We start from the raw sequence: 25,692 nt of genomic DNA, 5'->3' as shown, positions 1-25,692 counted from the left end.
GGGCTTATTGTTTCCCTTCAAGGAGGCGTTGTTGCAAGGCTTCCAGCGCCGCTTCCAAAGTGATGCGCCGGTTTGCCTGCGCGGTCCAGTCGGCCATTGCTCTGGCGGGCTCGCCTTCAAGTCGGCTTATCATTTCGACCGTCTCTTCGAGGTCGCCGATTGCCAGCGCTTCACTGGCCTTGGCAAGAATGGCATCCGGTTCGCTGTCCTCGCCGTCCAGCCGCCGCACACTGACAGCGTCCCCGAAAGCGCGATTGAGCCAGGACAGTCCCTCTTCCGACGTGTCCGGAATGGCCGCTTCTGCTTTCAATCGCGCGACATCAAAAGAAGCCTGGAGCTCTGCAACCGTCGGCGCCCCCTCCGCGGATATGGACGCCAGCTGTCGGACCGAAGAATCGTCCGGTAGTTGCGACCTGAGCATGCGCAGTTCCGGCGCAAAACCTCCGCCTTTTCGGGAGGCAGCCTCTATTGCGGACACCGCACGGGCCATCTCGGCCGTTTGGGACGCTGCTTCGGCTGCCCCGCGCGCAGCGGCCTCATCCTGACGCATACCCGCAATCAGGCCCGCCATCTGTTCGGCGTCGCGGCTGTTCGAGAGCTTGGCTTCACTCAAATCGTCGCGCAATTCGGCCAGTTTGGTTTCAACCTCGATCACCCGTTCGATCTGGACGCCACTCGGTGCCGCTTCCAATTGCTCAACTGATCGGGCGAGCCTTTCCATCCGAGACTCAAGGCTGGCAACAGCGCGGGAGACATCTTCCGGACTGACTTCACCTGTCGTGTCGATAGACTCAAGCGCAACGACGCGCTGCTGAAGCTCATCAAGTGCGCTTGTATCTATTGTAGCTGCGGACCCGGTTTCGCGCTGGGCCAGCGCTTCGACCTCGGTTGCGAGGGCAGAGATGCTCGCACTCAATCCGTCCTGCTCGCGGATCGTCCGGGCCAGCCGGATGGAGACTTCTTCCTGACCTGACTCCATGTCGGTCAGGCGCGAATCTACCATGCCGGGATTGGTCGGATTGTTTGCGAGGTATCGTGAACCGGCCATGCCGAGAATACCGCCAAGACCGGCAGCAAACAGGGATAAAACGAGTGCACCCAGCCAGCCTGGCCCCGCAGAAACGCCACCGCGTCCCCGCACGGCTTCTTCAGGGGCAGGTTCGAAGTCAGCATCAATCGGCTCAGATGAGTCGATATGGTCGTCTTCCGGTGTCGAATCTTCGGTCATCAATCACATTTCCCTTCAGACGGGAGTTCTAGCCACAATCGCATATAGTTCGGCAGCGATCAAAGCTCTTTGCACGCCTGCAACAAAGCCTCCATGAGCGCGTCCTCATTGGGCCTGGCAGCAGATATAAGTGCCCGTGCCTGCGAAGACTTTAACGGGGCTGCGGCAGCCTCCGAAATTGCGACGCAGATATTGGTCTCCATTGGTATGCTTTCGGACAGGGCCGCAAAAACATGCGCAGCCTTGGCTGAATGAACCAGAACAACCGCACCCGAACCGGAGCGGAGTGTTTGAACTGCATCCGCTTGCAGGGCTGATGCTGGAACCGTCTCATAGAGCGCCAGAAAGCGGGCATCGCATTTGGCAGCGGACAGTTGCGCTACCAGGTTTCCGGCTGCCGCCGAATTCGCAATATGAAGGAAACCGCCTTCTGTAGATACCGAAGACAGGATCAAACGGCCGAGTTCGTCAGAATCTCCATCTCCCCGCACAATCTTCTGGAAGCCTGCTGCTTCAGCCGCATCCGCCGTCGCAGGCCCAACACACCACGTAGTCAGATCAGCGACCTGCTCCGTGATACCTCCGACAGCATCAACGAAGAACCGAACGCCATTCGCGCTCGTGAAGACCAGATTGTAGATGCCCGACAAGTCTACCATGGGCGCTTCGAGCGCTCTCAGCTCGAGCATGGGAGACCGAATGGCATGAAAACCCATATCCATCAGCCGTGTCACGGTCTCGGAGGCACCGGGCTCCGCACGCGTCACGATGACCGGTGGCTTTACCATGCGCTGCCGAAGGCTGGCAGTTCACCGCCCGCCGCATCGCGGATGTCAGCGGCAAGCCTGGCCCCCAGATCCGTCATCTGCTGCAATGCGGACGCCTTGGCACACGATCCGCTGGCAGACCAAGTCTGCTTGCCGTCCAGCGACAGAACTTCGCCCTTCACAAACCAGGTGTCGCCCTTGTCAAACGTGTGCGCCGCAATCGGCGTGCGGCAACTGCCGTCGAGTGCTGCAAGGAAAGCCCGTTCGATATGGGCAGCGGACTCGGTCGGCTCATGGTTCATCTTCTTGAACACCTCTGCAGCATCTTCAGCCAGAGTTTCCCGCGCCACAACGCCGACGATCCCTTGTCCGGCGGCCGGCAGCATGTCTTCCAGCGGGATCGGGTGCGCCAAATGCGCCATGCCGAGGCGCGTCAGCCCGGCCATGGCGAGATAGGTCGCGTCTGCGAGCCCCTCTTCCAACTTGCGCATACGGGTCGCGACATTGCCGCGGAACGTCACGATCTCGACGTCGGGGCGCAGCGCCAAAGTCTGCGCTTCCCGGCGTAGGGAGGCGGTGCCCACACGTGCACCCTGTTTCAATTCGTTCAGACTGGTTGCATGTGGTGACAGAAAACCTTCGCGCGGGTCTTCCCGATCCGGGAACGCCACAAAACGCTGCCCCTCAGGCAAGACAGACGGCACGTCTTTCAGACTGTGCACGGTCACGTCCACCTCCCCTCGGTCGAGCGCCGCATCGAGTTCGCGCGTAAACAGACCCTTGCCGCCCGCATTAATCAGACGCTCGGTTGTCAGCTGGTCTCCGGACGTCGTAAAGGTAACGATTTCGCCGCGCCATGCACCGCCGGAGTGAATTTCCAGCGCCGCCGCCACCTGCCGGGCCTGCACGAGCGCGAGCGGCGAGCCGCGCGTGCCAATGCGCAGCACACGCTGGTCGCGGCGGGACGTGTCGTCGGGAGAAATACGTGGATCAGTCATCCCCCTCCCCTAACGCCCTCAAGCGGACTTGCCAATTGACACAGCGCCGCGGAAAGGAATACCAAGTCTTATCGTTATTCGAGAAAAATTTTCCGGAGTCTCTCATGATCAAGCAAACCGCCACCGCGATTGCCCTTGCGCTTGCGCTGACCGCCTGTGGCCAGCCCACCCCCGCCGCCGAACCTGAAAAGCCACCTGTGACGGCAGAAGAAATGGCAGCCAATGGCGAACGCCTGAATGCGTGGTTTGACGCGAAATACGAAGAAGAACTGCAATTCAGCCCGATTGGACTGACTTTCCTGGGCCGCAAGGACAAGAATGACCAGATCGATTGCTTTACCCTTGAGTGCCACGAAGAGCAGCTGGCATGGCGCGTTGCAGCCACCGAAGAAATGGAAAACGAGTTCGACTATGATGCGCTCTCACCAGCAGACCGTATCTCCTATGATATCTGGAAGTACCAGACCGAGCAGGAAGTCGCCGGCGAAGAATATCTCTATAATGGTTACATCTTCGACCAGATGAACGGCCCACAGGGCTTCATGCCCACCTTCCTGATCAATTTCCACAATGTGGAATCGGTCGAAGACTTCGATGCCCTCGTCAACCGGATCAGCGAAACCGGTCGCGCCATGAATGAGGCGATCCTGATTGCAAAGGAATCAGCTTCACGCGGCGTCCATGCCCCGAAATTTGCCTATGAAGGCGTGATCGACCAGTCGAAGAAGGTCATCACAGGTGCGCCGTTCACCGAAGGCGAAGACAGCGCGCTCTACGCCGACGTCAAATCCGAGATCGCGAAACTTTCAGAAGCCGGTGAACTTGCCGAGGAAGAGGCTGACGCCAAGCTGGAACAGGCCCGCATCGCGCTGGTCGATAACTTCCAGCCAGCGTACGAGGCCATCATCGCTTTCGCTGAAGAAGACATGGCCAATTCGCCGGATCCGGACAGCCCGGTCGGCGCGGACACCCAGCCCAACGGCAAGGACTACTACAACCACCTGCTGGCCACGCAGACCACGACCGACCTGACAGCCGACGAAATCCACGAGATCGGCCTCGCCGAAGTGGCGCGCATCCATGAAGAAATGGAGGCCATCAAGCAGGAAGTAGGCTTCGAAGGCACGCTGCAGGAATTCTTCACCATGCTGCGCGATTCCAAGGATGATGAACGCTTCTACTATCCGAATACGGATGAGGGACGTCAGGCCTATATTGACGACGCGACCCGCGACATCGAAAACATCAAGGCGAACCTGCCGGAATTCTTCGGCATCCTGCCGAAGGCCGACCTTGTCGTGAAGCGCGTTGAGCCGTTCCGCGAACAGGACGGAGCTGCCCAGCACTACTATCCGGGAACGCCGGATGGATCGCGGTCAGGAACCTATTACGCGCACCTGTCCGACATGACCGCGATGCCGAAACGCGAACTGGAAGTGATCGCGTATCATGAAGGCATTCCGGGCCACCACATGCAGATCTCGATTGCTCAGGAGCTGGAAGGCGTACCGCAGTTCCGCACCCAGGCCGGCTTCACCGCTTACATCGAAGGCTGGGCGCTGTATTCCGAATGGCTGGCCACGGAATTCCCGGATACTTATGAAGATCCGTATTCCAATTTCGGTCGCCTCGGCTCCGAAATCTGGCGGGCAATCCGTCTTGTTGTCGACACCGGTATCCACTCCAAGGGCTGGACCGAGGAAGAGGCCGTTCAGTACTTCCTGAACAATACGGCCATCACCGAGATGCAGGCGCGCTCCGAGATCCAGCGTTACATCGTGATGCCGGGTCAGGCGACCAGCTACAAGATCGGCATGATGAAGATCCAGCAGCTGCGGAAGAAGGCTGAAGACGAGCTTGGCGACAAGTTCGACATCCGCGCCTTCCACGACACGGTTCTGGGCGGCGGCGCTCTGCCGCTGGAAATCCTCGAACGCCGCATCGACCAGTGGATCGAGGAAGTAAAAGCGGCCTGATCCAGTCTGCGAGCTTAGCGCCCTTCCGGGCGACGCGAGGGCAGGGCTTGCTTGAGGCAGGCCCTGCCCTACGCTTTTCAGGAAGGGAGAAAATGCCATGAACCTCGATTTCAGCCCGGAAACTGAAACCTTTCGGCAGACCGTCCGCACCTTCTTTGAAACGGATTTTCCGAAGGACATTCTTGAGAAAAACCGCGCAGGTCACGCGCTGACAACAGCAGAGGTCCGAAAGTCGGAAATGGCGCTCGGCGCGAAAGGCTGGCTCGCCTCGGCATGGCCCGAAGAATATGGAGGCCCCGGCTGGTCCGTCGAGGAACAATACGTCTTTGATGAAGAATTGGAGCGCGCTGGCGTACCAACCGTAACGCCTATGGGCGTCGTCTATGTCGGGCCTGTACTCTACACATTCGGGTCGGATGCTCAGAAGGAAAAATGGCTTCCTGGCATCCGCGACGGCTCGGTCGGCTGGGCACAGGGCTATTCAGAGCCGGGATCAGGGTCAGACCTCGCCTCCCTCCAGTTCAGCGCAGAGCTGAAAGATGGCACCTACACGCTGAACGGCCACAAGATCTGGACCTCGGCCGCCCAGCATGCCGATTGGATTTTCCTGCTGGCGCGCACCTCCAATGAGGGGAAGAAGCAGGAAGGGATTACCTTCATCTGTTGCCCCATTGATGCGCCCGGCGTGACGGTGAAGCCGATCATCACGATTGATGGCAAGCATGTGCTGAACGAAGTTTTCTTCGACAATGTCACCGTGCCGGAAGAGTTTCGCATCGGCAAAGAGGGTAAGGGCTGGACCTATTCGCAGTACCTGCTCGGGTTTGAGCGCACCTCCTATGCTCGCATCGGCGGCAAACGGGCCATGTTGCGCCATGTGCGCGAGATCGCTCGCTCCTTGCCCGAGAGCGGCAATTACCGCCTGATCGATGATCCGGGCTTTGCGCAAAAGCTGACCCAAGCAGAAATGGCGGTGGATGGCCTGGAGATGACTGTCTTCCGCATCCTCTCCGCGCTCTCCGCAGGCGGATCACCGGGCGATGCAGCATCCACAGTAAAAATCCTGGCAACTACGACCCACCAGCAGATTACCGAACTGATGCTGGATGCCGTCGGCCATTTCGGACAGCCCTTCGGCAAGAGCGGGGACCTGCCCGCGAGCTTGCCAGCCTATGCCGCGCCCGACGTCGCGACATATTTCGGAGGGCGCGCCCAATCAATTTATGGTGGTACCAACGAGATCCAGCGCAACATCATCGCAAAGAAAGTGCTGGGCCTCTAAGGCCGGTCTGCTCAGAAGTCGTAGGCAATGCCTTTGCGTTCCCAATCGCCATACCGGGTTGGCTCGATCTTGCGAGGGCCGCCACGCTCGTTCTCCGGCAGCTCAGAGACGTCCTCAGCCATCTCGATTCGACGCGCATCTGCCTCTTCCAGCGCGCGGCGCGCCTCTGGTGTCAGGGTCTCGCGACGCGCGATTTCGGCCGCATCAGGAAAGTCCGGTGTGCTCATCTGCACTCCCCATTTCGTTAACAATCCCCATATAGGTTTCTGGGGAATTTAAACATCCCCCGACTGAAATCACCGGAGACGTGTCACCCATGGGTACCGCAAAAACCTTCATGTTGCTGGCTGCGCTAACCGCGCTGTTCATGGCGGTCGGCTATCTGATCGGCGGTGTTCTCGGCATGGCAATCGCCTTTGTCGCCGCCGCTGGCATGAACGTATTTTCCTGGTGGAATGCCGACAAGATTGTCCTGCGCATGCAGGGTGCCAAAGAGGTCACGCCGGAGACCTCCTCCCCCATGCTGCGCACATTTGCGGGTGATGTGGCCCGCATGGCAGAACGCGCCGGCCTGCCTGCGCCGCGCGTCTACATTATTGAAACACCGCAACCGAATGCCTTTGCGACCGGGCGCAATCCCGAAAACGCCGCCGTCGCCGCGACCTCTGGCCTGCTCGGCTCGCTGACCCGCGAGGAAGTCGCAGGTGTTATGGCGCACGAACTGGCGCATGTGCAGAACCGCGACACGCTGACCATGACCGTTACCGCAACAATCGCGGGTGCGATCGGCATGTTGGCAAATTTCGCGCTGTTCTTTGGCCGCGAGCGGGCAGGCCTCATCGGCTCTCTGGCAATCATGATCTTCGCGCCGATGGCGGCCGCCCTTGTGCAGATGGCCATCAGCCGATCACGGGAATACGAGGCCGACAAGCGAGGCGCAGAGATTTGTGGCAATCCGCTCTGGCTGGCCTCCGCGCTTCAGAAGATTGAACGCGGTGCCCGCGCCTCGGTCAACATGGCGGCCGAGCGCAACCCCGCCATGGCGCACATGTACATAGCCAATCCCCTCAATGGACGCGGCGCCGACAATCTGTTCTCAACCCATCCGGCAACCGCGAACCGGATCGAGGCCTTGCGCCGCATGGCAGCCGAGATGGGCGTCAGCTCCGAGACTGCGGATGCACCGCGTCGCCAAGCCGGACCGTGGGGCTGATCATGGAGTCAGACTCATGAGCGGCGCCCTGGCACGGCGCGCCGCAGCTGAATTGCTCATGCTGGCGCTGGAAAGCCGCCGCACGCTGGACGAGGCGATGCTCAAATCTGACAGCTTCAACGAGCTGGAAGGGCCCGATCGGGGCTTTGCCCGACTGATGGCGAGCGCCGCCCTGCGTGAACTTGGCCGCATTGATGCGGGTCTCTCACCCCTGCTGTCGCGACCACTCAACGCCACCAGCCCTGCCATTCGCGCCCTATTGCGCGTTGGCGTAGTGCAGCTTTGGCGGCTGGAAACACCGCCTCATGCCGCTGTGTCGGAGACGGTTGAAGCGGCCAAGGGCTGGCCGGATGCGCGTTCGGGAGGCAGTTTTCTCAACGCCGTGTTACGGCGCGCAGCCGACACACCGCCTGACCTTGATGCAATGCCCGCGAGCCTGATCTGGCCGGATTGGCTGGCCAGCCGGTTCGCGAATGATCTTGGCGCCGATCGCGCAGAGCTTCTTGCCGCGCACCAAATGGACGAGCCGCCAATCTTCCTGTCCGCAAGGTCCAACCCAAGCGATGTTGCTAACGCAACCGGTGGCGACTTATTGCCGACCGGTTCGGTCCGCCTGAACAGCGCAAATGTCGAGGCCCTGCCCGGGTTTGAAGCAGGCGGCTGGTGGGTTCAGGACGCCGCCGCTGCCCTACCCGCAAAACTGCTCAATGTGACCGGGATCGATCAGGTCGTGGATTTGTGCGCGGCGCCAGGCGGCAAGACTCTTCAATTGGCGGCCACCGGTGCGAAAGTGACCGCCGTCGATCGGTCCAAGCCGAGATTGGAGCGCCTCAGGGAAAACCTTGCGCGAACGGGCTTGTCTGCAGACATCATTGCAGCCAATGCCGATGAATGGCGCCCGGAAGTTCCGGTGACCAAATTGCTACTGGATGCCCCCTGCTCCGCCTTGGGCACCTTGCGACGTCATCCAGAGGGCGCATGGATCAAGCGAGAGGAAGAAATTGACCGCTTCCCGGCAGCACAGACACGCCTCCTGACAGCCGCCGCCGAGATGGTCACTTCGGGCGGCATCGTCATCTATTGCGTCTGCACCCCGCTTGAATGCGAAGGGCGCACTATCGTGGATCAGGCGATTACGGCGGGCCTTTATTCACGCCAGCCTGTATCCGAAGCAGAAATTCCCGGTTTCGAGCATTGCCTGACGCCAGAGGGCGATCTGCTGACGCTGCCGCAGGACGGTGCGGGGCATGACGCCTTCTACATTGCGCGCCTGCAGCGGATTTGATCGATTTCAATCCGCGCATGGTTTTCAAGCGGTAAACAGACTTGCCACAAAAAGGTCTCGCAGAGTTCATCTGCCATTCAGGGCGAATTGTGCAATGATAACCCATCTAATGTGCAGGGAGCACTCAACATGATTACCGAATTTTCTCCCCGGAAAGTTGCTGTGGGCGCATTTGCTGCCCTCGCTTTGGCGCTCACCGGATGTGCAAGCAATTATGGTGCTGGGACAGCCACGCCAGGTGCGGTCGGTCAGGCCTCTACCGTTTACACCGGTACAGTGACCTCGGTACGCGCCGTGACGATCCAATCTGACCGGTCCCTGATTGGTACCGCAACAGGCGCCGTGTTGGGTGGTCTGGCTGGCTCCGAGCTTGGCGGTGGCGACAAGGCCCAGACCGCAGGAGCCATTGGCGGCGCTGTCATCGGCGGCATCGCCGGCAACGCAGCTGGCAAGGCTGTCGGCAAGCAACAGGGTTATGCCTACATTGTCCGTTTCTCGACGGGTGACGTGAAGGAAATCATTCAGGGCGCGGATGTCTATATCGCACCGGGCACGCCGGTCGATATAATTGCTGGCGCTGACGGTTGGAAACTGGTGCCAGCTGGCGGCTACTAGGCCCAATTGCTACACTTTGGGACAGCCGGCCACCTTGTGTGGTCGGCTGTTCCAGCTTAGGGATTGCGCATGCGCGACGTGTTGATTTCTCCCTCGATTCTCTCTGCAGATTTCTCTCGCCTTGGTGAAGAGATTGCCGCCATAGACCATGCTGGCGCAGACATGATCCATATCGACGTCATGGATGGGCATTTCGTGCCAAACCTGACCTTTGGCCCTCCGGTGATCGAAAAGCTCCGCAAATGCACGGACAAGCCGTTCGATGTGCACCTGATGATCGCCCCTGTGGACCCGTTCATTGCTGCCTTTGCGAAGGCTGGCGCAAACATCCTCACGGTTCATCCGGAAGCCGGACCACATATCCATCGTACGATTCAGGCGATTCGCGCTGCCGGTATGAAGCCAGGAATTGCCTTAAATCCGGGCACACCCGCCAATATCGTGGAGCCCATACTGGACGATATCGACCTGATCCTGGTGATGTCAGTCAATCCCGGTTTCGGCGGTCAGACCTTTATCGACAGCCAGTTACGCAAGGTCGAACAGCTGCGACGAATGATCGACTCAACTGGCAGAGATATCATCCTGGAAATCGATGGCGGCCTGAATCCGGAGACTGCTCCAAAAGCCATCGCCGCGGGAGTTAGTGCAATTGTTGCCGGGTCAGCCGTTTTCAAGGGCGGCGGGTCGGCCTATGCTGACAACATCAGGTCGCTCAGACCAAATCTAAAAGTATAGTTCTTGACGGAATGGACGGTGGACGTGGGAGGCGGAGATAGCGAAATCCTTGCTGACCGCACGAGAACCGGCGCAGATGACGCCGCTCTCTGGCGCAGGTTTCGTGGAGCTTGTGGCGATGATGCCAAAGTCGGTGTCCTGCAGCGGCTGAAGCTGTCTGGGCCAATTCCTGATGCGTTTTCCCATCATCTGACCCCAATTGTGCCGACGGATGACCGGCGCGGCGAAGCGCTGATGCAGGACATATGGCGCATCGGCATGGAGCGTCTGACCCTCGCGCCGGGCCAACCGCCATGGTCGACTCTCCTTCCCTCCAAACACTTCGCGGATCGGCTGCATCGGTTTTCATGGCTGCCTGATCTGTTTGATCAGGGCGACCTTGGGGCAGAACGTGCCAGACGCTTTGTCGACGACTGGATCGAATCCCATGGAAGCTTCAATGGGTTCTCCTGGAGGCTGGCGCCTACCAGCGTTAGGTGTTGGAACTGGATGTTGTGCGGCGCGGCTCTTTTCGAATCAGGCTCCGCAGATGCCCAACGAACCCGCTCGGAATGCCTGGTTCGGCAAATCCGCTATCTTTCTGATCAAATCGACGCGGCCATCGATCCCAAAGCGCGCTGGTACGGTGCTGTCACAATCGTTGCAGGCGCATTGTGCATAGACCGCGCAATGAGCCTGGAGACCGCCCTCGCCAGACTGGACGCAGAATGCACGGCGCAAATCCTTCCCGATGGTGGGCATGTAAGCCGCAGCCCGTCGCGAAACCTGCGCGCGCTTGTGCACCTTTTGACGCTTCGGGACCTGTTCCGACGCGCTGGCCACCCGGAACCGGACTTCTTTGAGAAGTGGGTTTCACGCATGGGCGCAATGGTCGCCTTTTTTCGAGCCGGCGACGGCGCGCTCAGCCCGTTCAATGATAGCGACGAGGCGAGATCGGAAGTTGTCGAGGCGGCGCTCGCCCATTTGTCCTCTCCACCCCGCCGGTTCACTTTCGCGCCCAAATCCGGCTTTCAGAAGCTTGAAAAAAATAACCTTCGGCTGATCCTCGATTGTGGCGAAGCGCCCGAGCGTCCCTTCAGCGATTTCGCCCATGCAGGCGCGCTTGGATTCGAGCTTTCGGACGGACCAAGCCGTCTTGTTACCTCTTGCGGTTATAGCGCCGAGGTGAATGTTGACTGGCAAGCCGCCGTGCGGCGCACGGGGGCCCACTCCACACTGATCCTGGCTGGTCGGGACTCATCCACATTCTCATTGAATGACGAATCACGTCTTCTTTCCGCCCATGGACCGGAAGGTATTTCAGCCAAACGCTTGGAAGAAGGCGACGAGATATGGCTCGATGCGCAGCATGGCGGATACAAGGCACCGTGTGGATTGCTGCATCGTCGCCGCCTTTTCATGTCGGGCGATGGCCAGCGATTGACGGGCGAGGACTCCCTTGTGAGACCAGTCTCTCAGCCGCCGTCGGATGACCGGAAGTTCATTGGCTTTGAAATTCGCTTTCACCTACATCCTACGGTCACAGCCATCATGGGCCGAGATGCCATTCGTTTGGTGTGCGATGACGGTACGGTCTGGAAGTTCAAGACAAGCCATGAAGGTGCGCGCCTTGAACGTACAGTTTATCTTGCGCGCGGTGTGGTTGAAAGACCCGAGCAAATCGTTATGGCTGGTTTTGCAGATCCTAACGGGGACGGACAACAGCCGCCGAATTGTATTCGCTGGGCATTTCTGAAGGAAAGATCCGCATGACGCCAAAACAGGCCGCTCGACGCGCTATGACGCTGACCCTCGGGTTCGACATCAGCATCGCGATCATTGCCATGGCGTTTTCCGGATTACTGGTCTGGTCGTCCGAGGCGCCCCGCGCTGACTTGCCCTTCAATTCGATCGCCATCAGCACCGCCTTCTTCGCTGCAGCCGTCGCACTATCTTTCCTCGTGCTTGGCATCCAGAAGCAGGTCTGGCGTCATATGGGCTGGCCGGATGCGGTGCGGATTTTCCAGGGGGTTTGTCTTGCAGCCCTGATCTACTTGCCGGTCATGCTCATGTTGAACGGGTTACTGGCCACGCCCTTCGCCACATTGAGCGTTGCGCTCATCTTGTGGACGCTTGGCCTGTTTGCCGGACGCATGTTCGCCCTCTCCCGCACGACTCACGAGCCGTTTCAAATCTTCAGCCCGGTCGCCAAGAACGGTCAGCCGGTTCTTCTCGTTGGTGATTCACAGAGCTGTGTTCAGGTCATTCGCCGCATCCAGTCATCGGCCCAAAGCAGCAAGATTCGTCTGCTCGGCCTGGTCGACGTGGAGGCGACCGAGCCGGGCCGCGCCATTCGCGGCATTCCGATTCTCGGCTCTCTCGACGAATTGGGTGACCTGATTGAAGTGTTGACGGTGCGCTACAAACAAACGCCATGGGTGGCTGTGACGGGTGCTGCACGTAAACGCGAGACGACGATCCGGGTACTTGAGACCGCTTCTAACCATGGCGCCGAAATCATGGCGCTGAATCGGGATGAAACAGCCCAAGTGCTGGAGCCCGTTCGCCCGTCCGACTTGCTGTCGCGCCCGGAACGCCATCTCTGCATTGAGCCGGTCCGCGCTCTTGTGAGCAATGCGAACGTCCTGGTGTCAGGTGGTGGCGGAACGATCGGCTCGGAGCTTACACGCCAAGTTGCTCGGCTCGAACCCGCGTCAATTACCGTGTTCGATGCCTCAGAATTCAATCTCTACTCAATCGACATGGAATTGGCGGGCATCCTGCCCCCCAACCGGCACACGGCCCGACTGGGCGATGTTCGCGATATGAACCGTGTCCGTGACGTGTTCACGCGCGCAAAGCCGGATGTCGTCATCCACGCGGCGGCGCTGAAGCATGTTCCCTTGATGGAACGTAACATTTGCGAAGCCATCCTGACCAATGTGTCGGGCGCAGTGAACGCGGCCAAAGCCGCGGCGGCTGTCGGCGCGAAGAGCTTTGTCTTTATCTCCACGGACAAAGCGGTCGATCCGGACAATGTCATGGGCGCCACCAAACGCCTGGCCGAGATGGCCGTATCTCGGGTTGCAGCGCAAACCGGCATGGCCGCCTCTATTGTTCGCTTCGGAAATGTCCTTGGCTCATCAGGATCAGTGGTTCCCTTGTTCGAGCGCCAGATCGCGGCGGGCGGCCCCGTCACTCTGACTGATCCCGGCGTGACCCGATACTTCATGACCGTCGAGGAAGCCTCTTCGCTCGTCCTTCAATCGGCCGCACTTCAGGATCGCACATCAGAAACCGGCCTCTACGTACTGGATATGGGCGAACCCATGCCGATCCTGCAATTGGCCGAAACCATGATCCGTATGAAGGGCCTGGTTCCAGGTGTCGACATCAAGATCACCACGACCGGCCTGCGCGATGGCGAAAAGATGCATGAGGTGCTGACCTATGAGCATGAAGCCGTGGTCTCCACCAAAGTGGACGGCATCTGGCAGGTCGAAAACCTGCATGCGCCTTCCGAGCTTTTTGAAAAGCGGCTCGGGGAGCTGATTGAGGCGGCATCCCGGCGCGAACGCTCTGAAGCCCTCCGCCTGCTGGGCGTTCTCGTTCCGGAATATGCCAGCGAGCGAGCCGAAAAGGCGCGACGCTGGAGCGCTTGACCCACGCCGCGGTCATGATACGCCCCGCGGCACAAGCATTCAGCCTGCGCCAAAGGAATTCTCAACATGACAGATGCCGCCACCCGCGGAGCTCCCGTTCGCATTCGCCGCGCCCTGCTTTCCGTGTCTGACAAGATCGGACTGGTGGAACAAGCTCAAAAGCTTGCCGCCAAGGGGGTCGAACTGGTCTCCACCGGCGGCACATCGAAACTTCTGAAAGAAGCCGGCTTGGATGTGAAAGATGTTGCCGACCTGACAGGCTTTCCGGAAATGATGGACGGCCGGGTCAAGACGCTTCACCCGGCGGTGCATGGCGGTCTGCTCTATCTGCGCGACAATCCCTCCCACGTGAAAGATGCCGAAACACACGGCATTGGCGCGATCGACCTGATTTATGTAAATCTCTATCCGTTTGAGGCGACGGTTGCCTCTGGCGCAGACTTCGACACTTGCATCGAGAACATCGATATCGGTGGTCCGGCCATGCTGCGTGCGGCGGCAAAAAATGGTGCCTTCGTCGCCGTCTGTACCGATGGCTTTGATGTCGACGCAGTGCTTGCTGAAATGGAGACAAATGATGGCCATGTCAGCGTCAGCCTCTGCCGCAAGTTGGCCGCGAAAACTTATGCCCGCACAGCGGCCTATGATTCCGCAATTTCCAATTGGTATGCAGACCAACTTGGCGAGACCGCTCCAGACTGGGCCAGCCTTGGGGGCAAGCTTCAGCAATCGCTGCGCTATGGCGAAAACCCGCACCAGAAAGCCGCCTTCTACGTGACCGGCGAGAAACGTCCCGGCGTGGCAACTGCAAAACAGCTGCAAGGCAAGGAACTGTCCTACAACAACATCAATGACACAGATGCCGCCTATGAACTGATTGGCGAACTGGGTGATGAGATCCCTGCCGTCGCCATCATCAAGCACGCCAATCCATGCGGCGTTGCGCAAGGCCGGAGCATCATCGAAGCCTATCGTTCGGCACTGGCATGTGACTCGACTTCTGCCTTTGGCGGGATCGTCGCACTGAACCGCCCGCTGGACGAAGCAACCGCTCAGGAAATTTCCCAGGTCTTCACAGAAGTCGTCATAGCACCGGGAGCAGATGCAGCCGCTGAAGCAGTGTTTGCCAAAAAGAAAAACCTCCGCCTCCTGATTACGGAAGGCCTGCCGGACCCGGCTTCGGCTGGCCGGTTCGTCAAGACGGTCTCCGGTGGCTTCCTGATGCAGGATCGTGACTTTGGCCGCATCGGCAAGGCAGACCTGAAGGTCGTGACGAAGAAAGTCCCAACCGAGCAGGAATTGAATGACATGCTGTTCGCCTGGCGCGTCGCCAAGCATGTGAAGTCCAACACCATCATCTACGCCAAAGACGGTGCAACTGTGGGCATTGGCGCAGGACAGATGAGCCGGATTGACTCCGCACGCATTGCCGCGCGCAAAGCAGAGGACGCCGCAGACATCGCAGGCTGGCCTGAGCCAAAGACGAAAGAGTGCGTTGCCGCATCCGACGCATTCTTTCCGTTCCCAGACGGGCTGCTTCAGGCCGCTTCAGCGGGCGCAACAGCCGTCATTCAGCCGGGCGGTTCGATCCGCGACGATGAAGTCATCGCCGCCGCCGACGAGGTTGGCCTCGCCATGGTCTTTACTGGCATGCGCCACTTCCGCCACTAGAGAAAGGTCCAAGATGAAGCGTCCCCTACTCGCAAGCCTTGTCGTTCTGGCTCTGGCAGCCGCCTGCGGCCAGTCAGTAAAACAGGATTCGGACGCAGAATTCATGTCTCGATTGACGGCCCTGTGCGGGCAGGCATTTGAGGGCGAGATTGTCAGCAAAGATCCAGAAGATGATGAGTGGCGCACAGAGCGTATTGTTATGCATGTTCGGGATTGTTCTCCACAGGAAGTCCGTATTCCGCTTCATGTCGGCGATGACCGCTCCCGTGTCTGGGTACTCCACAATGATGGACCCCACCTGGCCTTGCACCATGCGCACACGCATGAGGATGGCAGCCCCGATGCAATCACATGGTATGGCGGCGCAGGTAATGACCAGGCCAGCGCCAGCCGAATGGCCTTTCCGGCGGATGATGCCACGAAAGCTCTGTTCGATTCTGAAGGTATTCCTCAGTCCAAAGACAACACCTGGGCGATCGAGGTGCGTCCGTCAGACAATTTGTTCGCTTATGAGATGAAGCGCCCGAAACGCTTTTTCCGAATCGAGTTCGATACTTCACAACCCGTTGCGCCACCTCCTCCGCCTTGGGGCAGTGAATAAGGATTCAGAGACGGAAGCTGCCCTCGATCACTGTTACTGCACGACCGACAAGCTTGGCGCGATCGCCTTCAAGACGCGTATCGATCTTTGCGCCCCGGCCCGGATAGGCTTGGTAGCAAGACATCTCGTCCAGACCAAATCGCTCGCTCATGACCCGCGCCAGCATCGTATGCCAACTACCTGTTGCAGGGTCTTCATCGATTCCGCTTCCTGGCGCGAAGAAGCGGCTGGTGACGGCGACACCATCCCCGCCAGCGGAAAAGCACCCGAAATTCCCACGATCCCAGCCTTCACCCGGCGCGCCAAGATCCTTTAGCGCCTTCAGGTTCGGCTTGAGCGCACGTACGTCCTCCGGTGTTTCAAACCGAGCCGCATAGAACATGCCGCCCCATGCCTGAACAGGACGCGTGCCAAGCGCATCCGCTACCTCATCCGTTACCGGAATTTCTTGAATGGGGGCCGATGGAAAGTCCATTTCCAATCGTCCATCTTTCAAACGCCGAACATGCAGGCGGCCGGACTTCATCGTGTCGAACGCAATTGCCTCACCGGTGTATCCAAGCTCCTGGTACAGCACATGTGCAGTTCCAAGAGTGGCGTGACCGCAAAGGGGAACCTCAACCGACGGCGTAAACCAGCGAAGCGTCCACACTCCCTCCCCCGCCGGAACGATATAGGCCGTCTCGGCGACGTTGTTTTCTGCCGCAATCGCCTGCAGGGTTTCATCAGGCAAGAATGTCTCCAGCGGCATGATGCACGCCTGGTTGCCTTCGAATGGCTTTGAAGCAAAGGCGTCAATTTGGTAGAACGGCAAAGTCGGCATGACAGAGTCTCCAATCAGGACGACTGAATGCCACGGGACGCGTACTTGGAAAAACGATGATTTCTGAACGGCCGTTGAGGCGGTCTATTCCTCGTCAAGCATCCAACCATGATGAACCGGACCATGGCCGGACCCGAACCCCTTGGCCGCGCGAATCGCTTTCAGCAAGTATTCCCGGGCCTGCTCAACCGAGTCCGGAACACTTTTTCCTTGTGCCAGAAGCGCGGCAATGGCCGACGCCAGTGTGCAACCCGTTCCATGGGTCGAACTCGTTTCGATCCTGCGGCTTTCAAACACCCATTCGCCCGTCGTCGTCTGCAACACATCCGTGATGACATCTCCGCCAATATGCCCGCCTTTGACCAGCGCGCCATTCGCACCAAGCTCCAGCAGAGCCTCGGCCGCACGGCGCTGGCCACTGACCGAGTCCACCGCCTTCCCGGTCAATACTTCCGCCTCGGGGGCGTTGGGCGTTACAAGGCGCGCGTTCGGGACAAGTTCTGACCGGATCGCCTCAACCGCTTTTGCGTCAACCAACCGGTCACCCGATGTCGCGACCATGACAGGGTCGATGACACGCGGCACCAATTGAGCACGCTCCGACAACAGTTCCGCGACCGCTTCGACCAAAGGGGCGGACCCGAGCATGCCAGTCTTGATTGCGTCGGCGCCAATGTCAGCAAGCGTGACCCGCATCTGCCCGACCACGCCCTCAATGGGCACGGGCCACACACCATGGACACCGCGCGTATCTTGAGCTGTGATGGCGGTGATGGCGGTCATCGCATAACCGCCAAGCATGGTGACTGCCTTGATATCAGCCTGAATACCCGCACCACCGCCGGAATCAGATCCGGCGATAATGAGGACGCGGCCCTGAGGGCCGTCTGGCATTGCCATGTCGATCAGACCTTGATGCCGGCCTTCGCTGCGTCAGCCAGGAAGGTTTCCAGACCCTTGTCGGTCAACGGATGCTTGACGAGGCCCTTGATGACAGATGGCGGCATGGTCGCCACATCTGCGCCAGCCAGTGCCGATAGTTTGACGTGATTGGCTGTCCGGATCGACGCAGCAAGAATTTCCGTATCGAACAGGTAATTGTCATAGATCTGGCGAATATCAGCGATCAGCTCCATGCCGTCGACATTGATGTCGTCGAGACGTCCGATGAAAGGCGAGATGAATGTTGCGCCGGCTTTGGCCGCCAACAGCGCCTGATTGGCCGAGAAGCAAAGCGTGACGTTGACCATCGTGCCGTCATCCGACAGCGTCCGGCAGGCCTTCAGGCCTTCCAGCGTCAGCGGAAGCTTTACGGCAACGTTGTCAGCGATCTTCGCCAGTTTACGGCCTTCAGAGATCATCCCGTCATAGTCGGTCGCAACAACTTCCGCGCTGACCGGGCCGGGTACGATCTCGCAGATCTCCTTGACGACATCCGCGAATGGGCGGCCCGACTTCGCGATGAGTGATGGGTTGGTGGTAACCCCGTCAATCAGGCCGGTCGCCGCCAGTTCAGCAATATCGCCAGTGTCTGCGGTATCTACGAAGAATTTCATGTTCAGGATCCTGTTTGCCTAAGCGCCTCAGATAGACGGGCGGCCGATGGATGTATACTTGAAACCACGAGCCGCCATGTCGTCCGGTGAATAGATGTTCCGGAGGTCTACCACAATGTTTGTGCTGAGGGCTTCCTTGATTCTTTCAAAATCCAATGCGCGGAATTGGTCCCATTCGGTGATAATCACCATCGCGTCGGCATCCTGAATGGCGTCATACGCGCTCTTTGCGAATTCGATATCGCTCAGCAGATGCGCTGCTTCATCCATAGCTTCCGGATCATAAGCCCGGATCTTGGCGCCGGCCGCTTGCAGAGCCGGAATGATATCCAAGCTTGGCGCGTCGCGCATGTCATCCGTGTTTTGTTTGAACGCGAGGCCCAGCACACCAATTGTCTTGCCTTTCACGTCGCCGCCCATGGCCGCAATGACCTTTTCAGCCATTGCCTTCTTGCGCGCCGCGTTCACCTCAACCACCGTATCGACGATGCGAACGGGAGAATTATGGTCATTGGCCGTCTTGGTCAGCGCCAGCGTGTCTTTCGGGAAACAGGACCCCCCATAGCCGGGACCGGCATTCAGGAATTTCTTGCCAATCCGACCATCCAGGCCAATGCCGCGAGAGACTTCCTGAACGTTCGCGCCGACTTTTTCGCAGAGATCCGCCATCTCATTGATGAAGGTGATCTTCACAGCGAGGAAGGCGTTGGCGGCGTATTTGATAAGTTCAGATGTACGCCGGGCCGTAAACAGAATCGGCGTCTCATTCAGGAAGAGTGGACGATAGAGTTCCTGCATGACTTCACGGGCGCGGTCATCATCGGTTCCAACAACCACACGGTCGGGAATCTTGAAGTCCTTGATCGCCGCGCCTTCACGCAGGAATTCAGGATTGGAGACGACAGCAAATTCGCCATCAGGGCGCTTCTTGCGGATGATTTCCTCAACTTCGTCGCCCGTGCCGACCGGAACAGTCGATTTGGTGACGATCACGGTGAAGCCATCCATGAGTTCGGCGATCTCTTCAGCCGCCGCGTAGACATAGGATAGGTCCGCATGTCCATCGCCGCGCCGTGAGGGCGTGCCGACCGCAATGAAGACGGCGTCGGCATCGCGGATCGCATCCTTGGCTTCGGTCGTGAAGAACAGGCGCTCTTCCTTGACGTTCTTCTCAACCAGGCTGTCGAGCCCGGGCTCGAAAATCGGCATGATGCCGGCTTCCAGCTTTTCAATCTTGGATGCATCCTTGTCGACGCATGTTACAACGTGCCCAAAATCGGCAAAACAGGCTCCGCTGACAAGGCCGACATAGCCCGTTCCAATCATCGCAACGCGCATGAAAAATCCTCACAAGATACTAGTGTCTTCGCGGCAGGGGGTGCGATTTTTATGCCAGTTGGTCAAGGGGCTGAGTGTGCCATTCTGGCCAGTTCACCAGAGGGCACTTCACACCCGGCCCACGCGGGATGCTGCGAGACATTCTGCCCGGTTAAAATGGATCAGGCCCGCTCCGGGCGATACAGGCCTGATCATGTTCTAAAGAGTTTCCCTTGGCAGAAAGGGATCAGATTTCCTGATTATATGCTCCGACTTCCGGGTGCTTGCCGAGGCGCGGCTTGATTTCCTTGTGGAAGAGATCGCGCATATCATCGGCGCTCGTCATGGATTCAACCACCACAACCAGTTCCGGCTTGTTGGAGGACGCACGTATAAGAACCCAGGACCCGTCTTCCAGTGTCACGCGGGCACCATTGACAGTATTCACATCAATGACTTTCCGACCAAGAATTTCGGTGCCATTCAGGCCTTCATATTCTGCGACCATCTTGTCGACGACGCCATATTTGGTTTCATCATCGCAATGCGGTGACATGGTGAGTGAAGTATAGGCAACGCCCAGCTCCCCCTTCATATCGGCCATTGTCTTGCCCGGATTGCGATCCAGCATTTCGAGAATGGCCTTCGCCGCAACCAGCCCATCATCATAACCAAGCCCAATTGGAGGCTGGAAGAAGAAGTGACCGGACTTTTCAAAACCTGCCAGCGCGCCCAACTCATTGGTGCGGCGCTTGATGTAGGAATGGCCGGTCTTGTAGTAATCGACCGTCGCACCATTTTCCTTCAGCACGGGATCGGTCTTGTAGAGGCCGGTTGACTTCACATCGACGACGAAAGTCGCGTCCTTGTAGAGTTTCGACAAATCTCGCGCCAACATCAGGCCGATCTTGTCCGCGAAGATCTCCTCGCCTGTATTGTCCACAACACCACAGCGGTCGCCATCACCATCAAAACCGAGCGCGACATCTGCGCCAAGATCTTTGACGGCTTTCGACATTTCATGCAGCATTTCTGCATCTTCCGGGTTGGGATTATATTTCGGGAATGTGTTGTCGAGGTTGCAGTCCATCTCGACAACTTCTGCGCCCATCATACGCAACGCATCCGGCGCAAACGCGCCCGCAGTGCCATTGCCACACGCCGCAATCACCTTGATCGGACGACTAAGCTTCGTATCGCCAACGACTGCCTTGATATACTTGTCCCGCAAATCATCGACCCGGAAATGACCGCCGCCCGCGCGGGGCTGAAACTCGCCTCCCATGACGATCTCTTTCAGGCGGCCCATCTCAACTGGTCCGAATGTTAGCGGCTTGTCGGCCCCCATCTTGACCCCGGTCCAGCCGTTTTCGTTGTGGCTCGCTGTCACCATGGCACAGCAGGCTGCATCCAGCTCGAACTGTGCCCAATAGACCATTGGCGAAAGCGCGAGGCCCACATCCAGTACTTCACAGCCGCCTTGCACCATGCCGAGGATGAGCGCGTTCTTGATCGGCTGACTGATCGAGCGGAAATCATGCCCGGTCACTACTTTGGGCTCGACCCCCAATTCATGGAACAGCGTTGCCATGCCGAGGCCCAGCGCCTGAACACCGGTGAAATTCAGTTCCGGTGCCTTCTCCTTACCGATTCCGTTGAACCACCAACGCGCATCATATTCGCGAAAGCCTGTTGGCTTCACCAGCGGCAGAATCTCGAATTCCAGCGTGTTTGGCTTAATGTCAGCCAGCGGTTTGGGCATCATATGCGTACGTCTCCGAAGATTTTGTGCGTCCCTACAACACGAATGTGTCACTTCGACAAAGAGTATGCAGGTTTCGCGCCACAGGGGAAACCTGCGAGTTTCAAGGGCGGATTCCCCCTGCCCCCGCTCAGGACTGAGTCAGGAACCGGGCGATCCAGCTTCCCAAACGCTGATTGTCGAGCGGTTGTTCCAGCGACCCGATCGCCATGTCGACAGCGTTTGCGGCCAGCGGACGACCCTTTCGGATCGTGTAGAGCGCGGCCGAATAGTCAGCATCAAACTCCGGGTGGCACTGGAAGGATATCGCGGGCGTCTTGCCATACTCTATCGCCGCAAAAGGCGTGAAATCTGACCGCGCCAGCACGCTGGCACCCGGCGGCAATTCAACGACCTGATCCTGATGGCTGACCGGCACGGAAATCGTTGCCGGGCAATCGCCCCCCATCCAGTCGGGACATGCTTTCACATCATAGGAATGCCGACCGATCCCCCAACCCTTGGGAGATTTGATGACCTTTCCGCCCAATGCTTCTGCCATGATCTGATGACCGAAACAGATACCGACCTGTGGCACGCTGGCTGAGGCCGCATCCCGGATGAACTGCATCAGCGGCGCGATCCAGTCATAGTCATCATACACGCCCGCAGGAGAGCCTGTGATGAGGATCGCCTCCAGCCCGGCGATATCAGGTAAAGGCTCTCCCTGAATGACGGACACGGTTTCATACTCGATATCCGGGTCTGCGGCAGATATCAGGTTCCGGAACATCTCCGGATAATCCGCAAAATCCGCCCGAATGGGTTCAGGCACGAGCCCGGTCTCGATAATGGTGAGTTTCATGAAGGCTCAGTTTGGCAAGACGTTGGGAGCCGAGGGACTGATTTGTTGGGTATCAATCCAGTCATCAATGCGCACTTCCAGCACATCGAGGGGTACAGCGCCTTCTGCAAGCGCCGCATCATGAAATGCGCGTAGATCGAAATCCTCACCCAGTTCAAGTTCCGCCTTGGCCCGCAGCTCCCGGAATTTGAGCTCGCCCACCTTGTAGGCAACTGCCTGCCCCGGCCAGCCGATATAGCGTGTCACCTCCGTCTGGATGTTCAGCGGGGCGAGCGCGGAATTCTCAATGAAACACGCTTCGGCTTGTGACCGTGTCCAGCCATACCAGTGCAGGCCCGTATCCGCGACAAGCCGGCAAGCCCGCCACATCTCATAGGATAGAGCGCCAAAGCGCTCATAAGGTGTGCGATAAATGCCCGCTTCACCCGCAATCCGCTCAGCGTATAGCCCCCAGCCTTCACCGAAGGCTGTCGCATAATAGTTCTTCCGGAAGTCCGGCTGGTCCGACATTTCCTGGGCCAGCGCAATCTGAAGATGATGGCCGGGAACGGCCTCGTGCGCAGACAAGGCGGGCAATTCATAAAGGGGTCTTTGGTCGAGAGCATAGGTATTCACAAGGTAAATACCGAGGCGACCCTCCTCCGGATCGCCCGATACATAACGGCCGGTCGTATAGCCCGGCGCGATCGAATCTGGCACAGGCTGGACCTCAAATTCCAGCTCCGGAAGCGTCCCGAAATAGTCCGGCAAACTGGCGCGCAAGCGTGAGGAGATTTCTTCGGCAGCCTCCATCAACTCATCGGCAGACTGGGCATAGAATTGCGGATCAGTCCTCAGATAGGTCAGGAAGTCCTCAAAGCTGCCTTCAAAGCCGATTTCTGCGATGATTTGTTCCATCTCGGACCGGATCCGCGTGACTTCCGACTGGCCAAGAAGATGGATCTCCTCCGGACTGTAGCCCGCCCCGGCCGTGTAGTGTTCAACCGCCGCAGCATAAACCTCGCGTCCATTCTCGAGATCTGCGATTCCTGCACCCTGACGCAGATACGGCCGATACTCGATTTCAAGGAAGCGCAGGACATCCAGATAGGCGGAAATGGCACGAGCGGTCGCCTGAAGGCCTTCCGCCCTGAGACGCGCAGCGATTTCGGGGTCGATGCCTTCCGGCAGAGCCTTGAACGGCGCGTACAGGCCGCTTTCAGACGCATCGTCCATGATCTGTTCCCGGATCTGGTCGATCACGGTTTCAAGGGGATCCCGGTTGGCGGTCCACCCGGTTTCGATCCCGCGCCTCATATTCTCGATATTCTCGGCGAAATAGCGTGGCACGTCGTTCAGGCGTGCAATCCAGGCCTCGGCGGATTCCACGCTGTCGATATCTGTCCGCATCGCGGCAAAGACAGGTTCGGCCTGAAAACCCCAGTCACCCGTGAACGGGATGCGGGCCGAATCAGTCTCCGCCCAGTTGATGTCCGATTTCAACAGGCGAATCAGGATCGCCTGATCGATGACATGTTCGGTTTCAGCTTTTTGCACATCTTTCAGAAGGGCCCGCGCGGCGTCCGTTTGGGCCGCAATAGAGGCCGGCCGAACATCCGCCCAGCGATCTGGCGCGCGATTCTCTTCCCGTGCTGCATCTTCAGGACTGACGGCGTCCACATAAGACTCATAGGCTGGAATCAGCGCGTCGAGCGGATCTGCAGCAGCTCCCTGTGCCAGCACAGCTGTGAGCGCCCCTGCGGCAAGTGCAAAAAGAAAAGGTTTCATATTGTCGCTCCCTAGCCCTGTGGCGTTGACAGGACCATAGAGAAACCTAGAACCCAAGCCAAAGCGTTCATTGCAGGCAAGCAAGGTCATCCCTCATGGCAAGCACTTCCCGGGCAGATCCTCGCCCATTGTCGCCACATCTCCAGATCTGGCGTTTCCACATTACGATGGCCGCGTCCATCACCCATCGAATTACCGGCACAGCCCTGTATTTCGGAAGCTTCCTTATCACCGCCTGGATCGTCGCGCTCGCAACCAATGCCGAATGGTATAGTGTGATCGAAAGCGTCATCTCAGCCTGGTATGGTCAGGTCATCCTGTTCCTGTGGGCTGTCGCGGTACTCTATCATTTCGCGAATGGCATCCGTCACCTGCTCTGGGATGGGCCGCATATCGGATTTGACCCCAAAACAGCCAGCACCGTGTCGGTGTTTATCTATCTTTTCGCCGTTATTGGCGCTGCGGCCATCTTCGCCGCAACGACTTGGCTTTAGGGGGCGACGGACATGTCTTCACACGATTTCATTACGCCAGCCAAAATGGCTCGTGGCCTCGGCTCGGCCAAGTCCGGCACCGAAACCCATATTCGTCAGCGCGTCTCCGCGATTGCGCTGATCTTCCTCGTACCGTGGTTCGTCTACTCCATCATCAACGCGATGAGCGGCAATATCGTTGACGCTCAGGCATGGGCCGCCAAGCCCTGGAACGCCATCCTGCTGATCCTGACTGCCGGCGCGGCGTTCTTTCACATGCGCATTGGTATGCAAGTGGTGATCGAGGACTATATCGCGAAGACAGGAACCAAGTCGGCCCTGCTCATCCTGAACAGCTTTGCGTGCATCGCGCTGTTCGTGACGGTGGCCCTGTCGGTTCTCAAAATCTGGATTGGCGCGGGCGTCTAGCCTCGCGGGAGAAACATAAGATGAGCAATTATACCTGGACCGACCATACATATGATGTCGTGGTTGTTGGCGCCGGCGGCTCTGGCCTCCGCGCAGCTTTGGGCGCCGCACAGGCAGGCCTGAAAACGGCCTGTATCTCCAAAGTCTTCCCGACGCGCTCCCACACGGTGGCTGCACAAGGTGGCATTGCCGCCTCGCTTGGAAATATGGGCGAGGATGACTGGCGCTGGCATATGTACGACACGGTCAAAGGGTCAGACTGGCTCGGCGATCAGGACGCCATCGAATATCTTTGCCGTGAAGCGCCTGCTGCGGTTTACGAACTTGAGCATTGGGGCATGCCCTTCTCGCGAACAGAGGAAGGCAAGATCTACCAGCGCGCATTCGGCGGCATGACACGTGATTTTGGTCAGGGCCCTGTCCAGCGGACATGTGCTGCGGCTGACCGTACCGGTCACGCCATGCTGCACACACTGTATGGTCAGTGCGTCAAGGAAGAGACCGAATTCTTCATCGAATTTTTCGCGCTCGACCTCATCATGGATGAGGAAGGCGCTTGCCGCGGTGTCACCGCGTGGAAACTCGATGACGGCACGCTGCACCGCTTCCGCGCGCAGAAAGTCGTGCTTGCGACCGGCGGGTATGGCCGCGCCTTCTTCTCCTGTACCTCGGCTCACACCTGTACGGGTGACGGCAATGCCATGGT

At 58.6% G+C, this 25,692-nt stretch carries 24 protein-coding genes (1 of these 24 running past the window's edge); 13 read left to right on the top strand and 11 right to left on the bottom strand.

Annotated features, from left to right (window positions below; translation table 11 throughout):
• Positions 1-4: 4 nt before the first annotated feature.
• From B2P87_RS05800 to hemC, 3 genes are read right to left on the bottom strand one after another with little or no spacing between them, the layout of a single operon-like run.
• Entirely contained in the window at positions 5-1,228 is a 1,224-nt protein-coding gene (locus tag B2P87_RS05800) for a COG4223 family protein (protein ID WP_286852223.1), read from the bottom strand.
• 59 nt (positions 1,229-1,287) lie between these two features.
• On the bottom strand, positions 1,288-2,016 hold the full coding sequence (locus tag B2P87_RS05795) for a uroporphyrinogen-III synthase (RefSeq protein WP_034814839.1): 729 nt from the start codon (positions 2,014-2,016) through the stop codon (positions 1,288-1,290).
• Complete coding sequence (gene hemC, locus B2P87_RS05790) at positions 2,010-2,993, bottom strand: hydroxymethylbilane synthase (protein ID WP_286852222.1); 984 nt, start codon at positions 2,991-2,993, stop codon at positions 2,010-2,012. The genes B2P87_RS05795 and hemC overlap by 7 nt, the downstream gene beginning before the upstream one ends.
• Before the next feature lie 104 nt (positions 2,994-3,097).
• On the opposite strand from hemC, the gene B2P87_RS05785 reads away from it, so the two are divergent.
• Together B2P87_RS05785 and B2P87_RS05780 are read left to right on the top strand one after the other, a co-directional pair.
• On the top strand, positions 3,098-4,969 hold the full coding sequence (locus B2P87_RS05785; protein ID WP_286852221.1) for a DUF885 domain-containing protein: 1,872 nt from the start codon (positions 3,098-3,100) through the stop codon (positions 4,967-4,969).
• A gap of 97 nt (positions 4,970-5,066) precedes the next feature.
• The gene (locus B2P87_RS05780; RefSeq protein ID WP_286852220.1) at positions 5,067-6,251 is read left to right on the top strand and encodes an acyl-CoA dehydrogenase family protein; all 1,185 of its coding nucleotides are present in this window, start codon (positions 5,067-5,069) and stop codon (positions 6,249-6,251) included.
• A gap of 11 nt (positions 6,252-6,262) precedes the next feature.
• On the opposite strand, the gene B2P87_RS05775 is transcribed toward B2P87_RS05780, so the two are convergent.
• Positions 6,263-6,478 carry a DUF1674 domain-containing protein gene (locus B2P87_RS05775; RefSeq protein WP_034814833.1) on the bottom strand — a complete coding sequence of 72 codons (216 nt, stop codon included), beginning with the start codon at positions 6,476-6,478 and terminating at the stop codon, positions 6,263-6,265.
• Positions 6,479-6,567: 89 nt separating this feature from the next.
• Between B2P87_RS05775 and htpX the strand changes: the two genes are divergently transcribed.
• The 8 genes from htpX to B2P87_RS05735 all read left to right on the top strand — a co-directional run bounded on the left by htpX (position 6,568) and on the right by B2P87_RS05735 (position 16,015).
• The gene (htpX, locus tag B2P87_RS05770) at positions 6,568-7,464 is read left to right on the top strand and encodes a zinc metalloprotease HtpX (protein WP_206991525.1); all 897 of its coding nucleotides are present in this window, start codon (positions 6,568-6,570) and stop codon (positions 7,462-7,464) included.
• 16 nt (positions 7,465-7,480) lie between these two features.
• Positions 7,481-8,749: an RsmB/NOP family class I SAM-dependent RNA methyltransferase gene (locus B2P87_RS05765; protein WP_286852219.1), complete on the top strand. Its 1,269-nt coding sequence runs from the start codon at positions 7,481-7,483 to the stop codon at positions 8,747-8,749.
• Between the two features lie 129 nt (positions 8,750-8,878).
• Positions 8,879-9,364, top strand: coding sequence for a glycine zipper 2TM domain-containing protein (locus B2P87_RS05760; RefSeq protein WP_051607800.1), 486 nt, complete (start codon positions 8,879-8,881; stop codon positions 9,362-9,364).
• Between the two features lie 69 nt (positions 9,365-9,433).
• Entirely contained in the window at positions 9,434-10,102 is a 669-nt protein-coding gene (rpe, locus tag B2P87_RS05755) for a ribulose-phosphate 3-epimerase (RefSeq protein WP_286852218.1), read from the top strand.
• A gap of 3 nt (positions 10,103-10,105) precedes the next feature.
• Positions 10,106-11,854 (top strand): heparinase II/III family protein, encoded by a 1,749-nt coding sequence (locus B2P87_RS05750; RefSeq protein WP_286852216.1) that lies wholly within the window; start codon positions 10,106-10,108, stop codon positions 11,852-11,854.
• The gene (locus B2P87_RS05745) at positions 11,851-13,743 is read left to right on the top strand and encodes a polysaccharide biosynthesis protein (protein WP_206991527.1); all 1,893 of its coding nucleotides are present in this window, start codon (positions 11,851-11,853) and stop codon (positions 13,741-13,743) included. Before B2P87_RS05750 ends, B2P87_RS05745 begins: the two co-directional genes overlap by 4 nt.
• Positions 13,744-13,809: 66 nt before the next feature.
• A complete protein-coding gene (purH, locus tag B2P87_RS05740; protein ID WP_286852215.1) occupies positions 13,810-15,414 on the top strand; it encodes a bifunctional phosphoribosylaminoimidazolecarboxamide formyltransferase/IMP cyclohydrolase in 1,605 nt (534 codons plus the stop codon).
• 13 nt (positions 15,415-15,427) lie between these two features.
• Positions 15,428-16,015 carry a hypothetical protein gene (locus B2P87_RS05735; protein WP_286852214.1) on the top strand — a complete coding sequence of 196 codons (588 nt, stop codon included), beginning with the start codon at positions 15,428-15,430 and terminating at the stop codon, positions 16,013-16,015.
• Between the two features lie 4 nt (positions 16,016-16,019).
• Here the strand turns inward: B2P87_RS05735 and B2P87_RS05730 are convergent, their stop codons facing one another.
• From B2P87_RS05730 to B2P87_RS05700, 7 genes are all read right to left on the bottom strand, one after another.
• Positions 16,020-16,838 carry a PhzF family phenazine biosynthesis protein gene (locus B2P87_RS05730; RefSeq protein WP_286852213.1) on the bottom strand — a complete coding sequence of 273 codons (819 nt, stop codon included), beginning with the start codon at positions 16,836-16,838 and terminating at the stop codon, positions 16,020-16,022.
• 84 nt (positions 16,839-16,922) lie between these two features.
• Complete coding sequence (gene thiD, locus B2P87_RS05725; protein ID WP_286852212.1) at positions 16,923-17,738, bottom strand: bifunctional hydroxymethylpyrimidine kinase/phosphomethylpyrimidine kinase; 816 nt, start codon at positions 17,736-17,738, stop codon at positions 16,923-16,925.
• A gap of 5 nt (positions 17,739-17,743) precedes the next feature.
• Positions 17,744-18,394, bottom strand: a complete 651-nt coding sequence (gene fsa, locus B2P87_RS05720; protein ID WP_286852210.1) for a fructose-6-phosphate aldolase — start codon at positions 18,392-18,394, stop codon at positions 17,744-17,746.
• A 27-nt stretch (positions 18,395-18,421) separates the two neighbouring features.
• A complete protein-coding gene (locus B2P87_RS05715; RefSeq protein ID WP_286852209.1) occupies positions 18,422-19,732 on the bottom strand; it encodes a UDP-glucose dehydrogenase family protein in 1,311 nt (436 codons plus the stop codon).
• A gap of 226 nt (positions 19,733-19,958) precedes the next feature.
• Positions 19,959-21,473, bottom strand: a complete 1,515-nt coding sequence (locus tag B2P87_RS05710; protein ID WP_349678100.1) for a phosphomannomutase/phosphoglucomutase — start codon at positions 21,471-21,473, stop codon at positions 19,959-19,961.
• A 130-nt stretch (positions 21,474-21,603) separates the two neighbouring features.
• Positions 21,604-22,317: a type 1 glutamine amidotransferase gene (locus tag B2P87_RS05705; RefSeq protein WP_286852206.1), complete on the bottom strand. Its 714-nt coding sequence runs from the start codon at positions 22,315-22,317 to the stop codon at positions 21,604-21,606.
• Between the two features lie 6 nt (positions 22,318-22,323).
• Positions 22,324-24,084: a DUF885 domain-containing protein gene (locus B2P87_RS05700; RefSeq protein ID WP_286852205.1), complete on the bottom strand. Its 1,761-nt coding sequence runs from the start codon at positions 24,082-24,084 to the stop codon at positions 22,324-22,326.
• Between the two features lie 95 nt (positions 24,085-24,179).
• Here B2P87_RS05700 and sdhC point away from each other — a divergent pair, with 95 nt between their 5' ends.
• The 3 genes in view from sdhC to sdhA are tightly spaced (at most 45 nt apart) and all read left to right on the top strand, a layout consistent with a single transcriptional unit that may run on beyond the window.
• Positions 24,180-24,578, top strand: coding sequence for a succinate dehydrogenase, cytochrome b556 subunit (gene sdhC, locus B2P87_RS05695; RefSeq protein ID WP_206991536.1), 399 nt, complete (start codon positions 24,180-24,182; stop codon positions 24,576-24,578).
• Positions 24,579-24,623: 45 nt separating this feature from the next.
• Entirely contained in the window at positions 24,624-24,986 is a 363-nt protein-coding gene (gene sdhD / locus B2P87_RS05690; RefSeq protein ID WP_286852203.1) for a succinate dehydrogenase, hydrophobic membrane anchor protein, read from the top strand.
• Between the two features lie 20 nt (positions 24,987-25,006).
• On the top strand, positions 25,007-25,692 hold the beginning of the coding sequence (gene sdhA / locus B2P87_RS05685; protein WP_286852202.1) for a succinate dehydrogenase flavoprotein subunit. The gene runs 1,051 nt beyond the window's last position; the window shows 686 of its 1,737 coding nt (coding positions 1-686); the start codon lies at positions 25,007-25,009; its stop codon lies off the right edge, out of view.

This window comes from Leisingera sp. UBA4491 (genome assembly GCF_002388965.1).
Taxonomy (GTDB): Bacteria; Pseudomonadota; Alphaproteobacteria; order Rhodobacterales; family Rhodobacteraceae; genus Leisingera; species Leisingera aquaemixtae.
This window is presented reverse-complemented; position numbering and strand designations above follow the sequence as displayed.

What these genes read in the sequence shown, in the direction of transcription:
- sdhC (WP_206991536.1), top strand. Translation starts at nt 24,180, where the DNA reads ATGGCAAGCACTTCCCGGGCAGATCCTCGCCCATTGTCGCCACATCTC.
- B2P87_RS05775 (WP_034814833.1), bottom strand. Translation starts at nt 6,478, where the DNA reads ATGAGCACACCGGACTTTCCTGATGCGGCCGAAATCGCGCGTCGCGAG.
- B2P87_RS05735 (WP_286852214.1), top strand. Translation starts at nt 15,428, where the DNA reads ATGAAGCGTCCCCTACTCGCAAGCCTTGTCGTTCTGGCTCTGGCAGCC.
- rpe (WP_286852218.1), top strand. Translation starts at nt 9,434, where the DNA reads ATGCGCGACGTGTTGATTTCTCCCTCGATTCTCTCTGCAGATTTCTCT.
- B2P87_RS05715 (WP_286852209.1), bottom strand. Translation starts at nt 19,732, where the DNA reads ATGCGCGTTGCGATGATTGGAACGGGCTATGTCGGCCTTGTCAGCGGA.
- B2P87_RS05730 (WP_286852213.1), bottom strand. Translation starts at nt 16,838, where the DNA reads ATGCCGACTTTGCCGTTCTACCAAATTGACGCCTTTGCTTCAAAGCCA.
- thiD (WP_286852212.1), bottom strand. Translation starts at nt 17,738, where the DNA reads ATGGCAATGCCAGACGGCCCTCAGGGCCGCGTCCTCATTATCGCCGGA.
- B2P87_RS05780 (WP_286852220.1), top strand. Translation starts at nt 5,067, where the DNA reads ATGAACCTCGATTTCAGCCCGGAAACTGAAACCTTTCGGCAGACCGTC.
- B2P87_RS05700 (WP_286852205.1), bottom strand. Translation starts at nt 24,084, where the DNA reads ATGAAACCTTTTCTTTTTGCACTTGCCGCAGGGGCGCTCACAGCTGTG.
- B2P87_RS05705 (WP_286852206.1), bottom strand. Translation starts at nt 22,317, where the DNA reads ATGAAACTCACCATTATCGAGACCGGGCTCGTGCCTGAACCCATTCGG.
- hemC (WP_286852222.1), bottom strand. Translation starts at nt 2,993, where the DNA reads ATGACTGATCCACGTATTTCTCCCGACGACACGTCCCGCCGCGACCAG.
- purH (WP_286852215.1), top strand. Translation starts at nt 13,810, where the DNA reads ATGACAGATGCCGCCACCCGCGGAGCTCCCGTTCGCATTCGCCGCGCC.
- sdhD (WP_286852203.1), top strand. Translation starts at nt 24,624, where the DNA reads ATGGCTCGTGGCCTCGGCTCGGCCAAGTCCGGCACCGAAACCCATATT.
- B2P87_RS05785 (WP_286852221.1), top strand. Translation starts at nt 3,098, where the DNA reads ATGATCAAGCAAACCGCCACCGCGATTGCCCTTGCGCTTGCGCTGACC.
- fsa (WP_286852210.1), bottom strand. Translation starts at nt 18,394, where the DNA reads ATGAAATTCTTCGTAGATACCGCAGACACTGGCGATATTGCTGAACTG.
- B2P87_RS05710 (WP_349678100.1), bottom strand. Translation starts at nt 21,473, where the DNA reads ATGCCCAAACCGCTGGCTGACATTAAGCCAAACACGCTGGAATTCGAG.
- htpX (WP_206991525.1), top strand. Translation starts at nt 6,568, where the DNA reads ATGGGTACCGCAAAAACCTTCATGTTGCTGGCTGCGCTAACCGCGCTG.
- B2P87_RS05800 (WP_286852223.1), bottom strand. Translation starts at nt 1,228, where the DNA reads ATGACCGAAGATTCGACACCGGAAGACGACCATATCGACTCATCTGAG.
- B2P87_RS05760 (WP_051607800.1), top strand. Translation starts at nt 8,879, where the DNA reads ATGATTACCGAATTTTCTCCCCGGAAAGTTGCTGTGGGCGCATTTGCT.
- B2P87_RS05765 (WP_286852219.1), top strand. Translation starts at nt 7,481, where the DNA reads ATGAGCGGCGCCCTGGCACGGCGCGCCGCAGCTGAATTGCTCATGCTG.
- B2P87_RS05745 (WP_206991527.1), top strand. Translation starts at nt 11,851, where the DNA reads ATGACGCCAAAACAGGCCGCTCGACGCGCTATGACGCTGACCCTCGGG.
- B2P87_RS05795 (WP_034814839.1), bottom strand. Translation starts at nt 2,016, where the DNA reads ATGGTAAAGCCACCGGTCATCGTGACGCGTGCGGAGCCCGGTGCCTCC.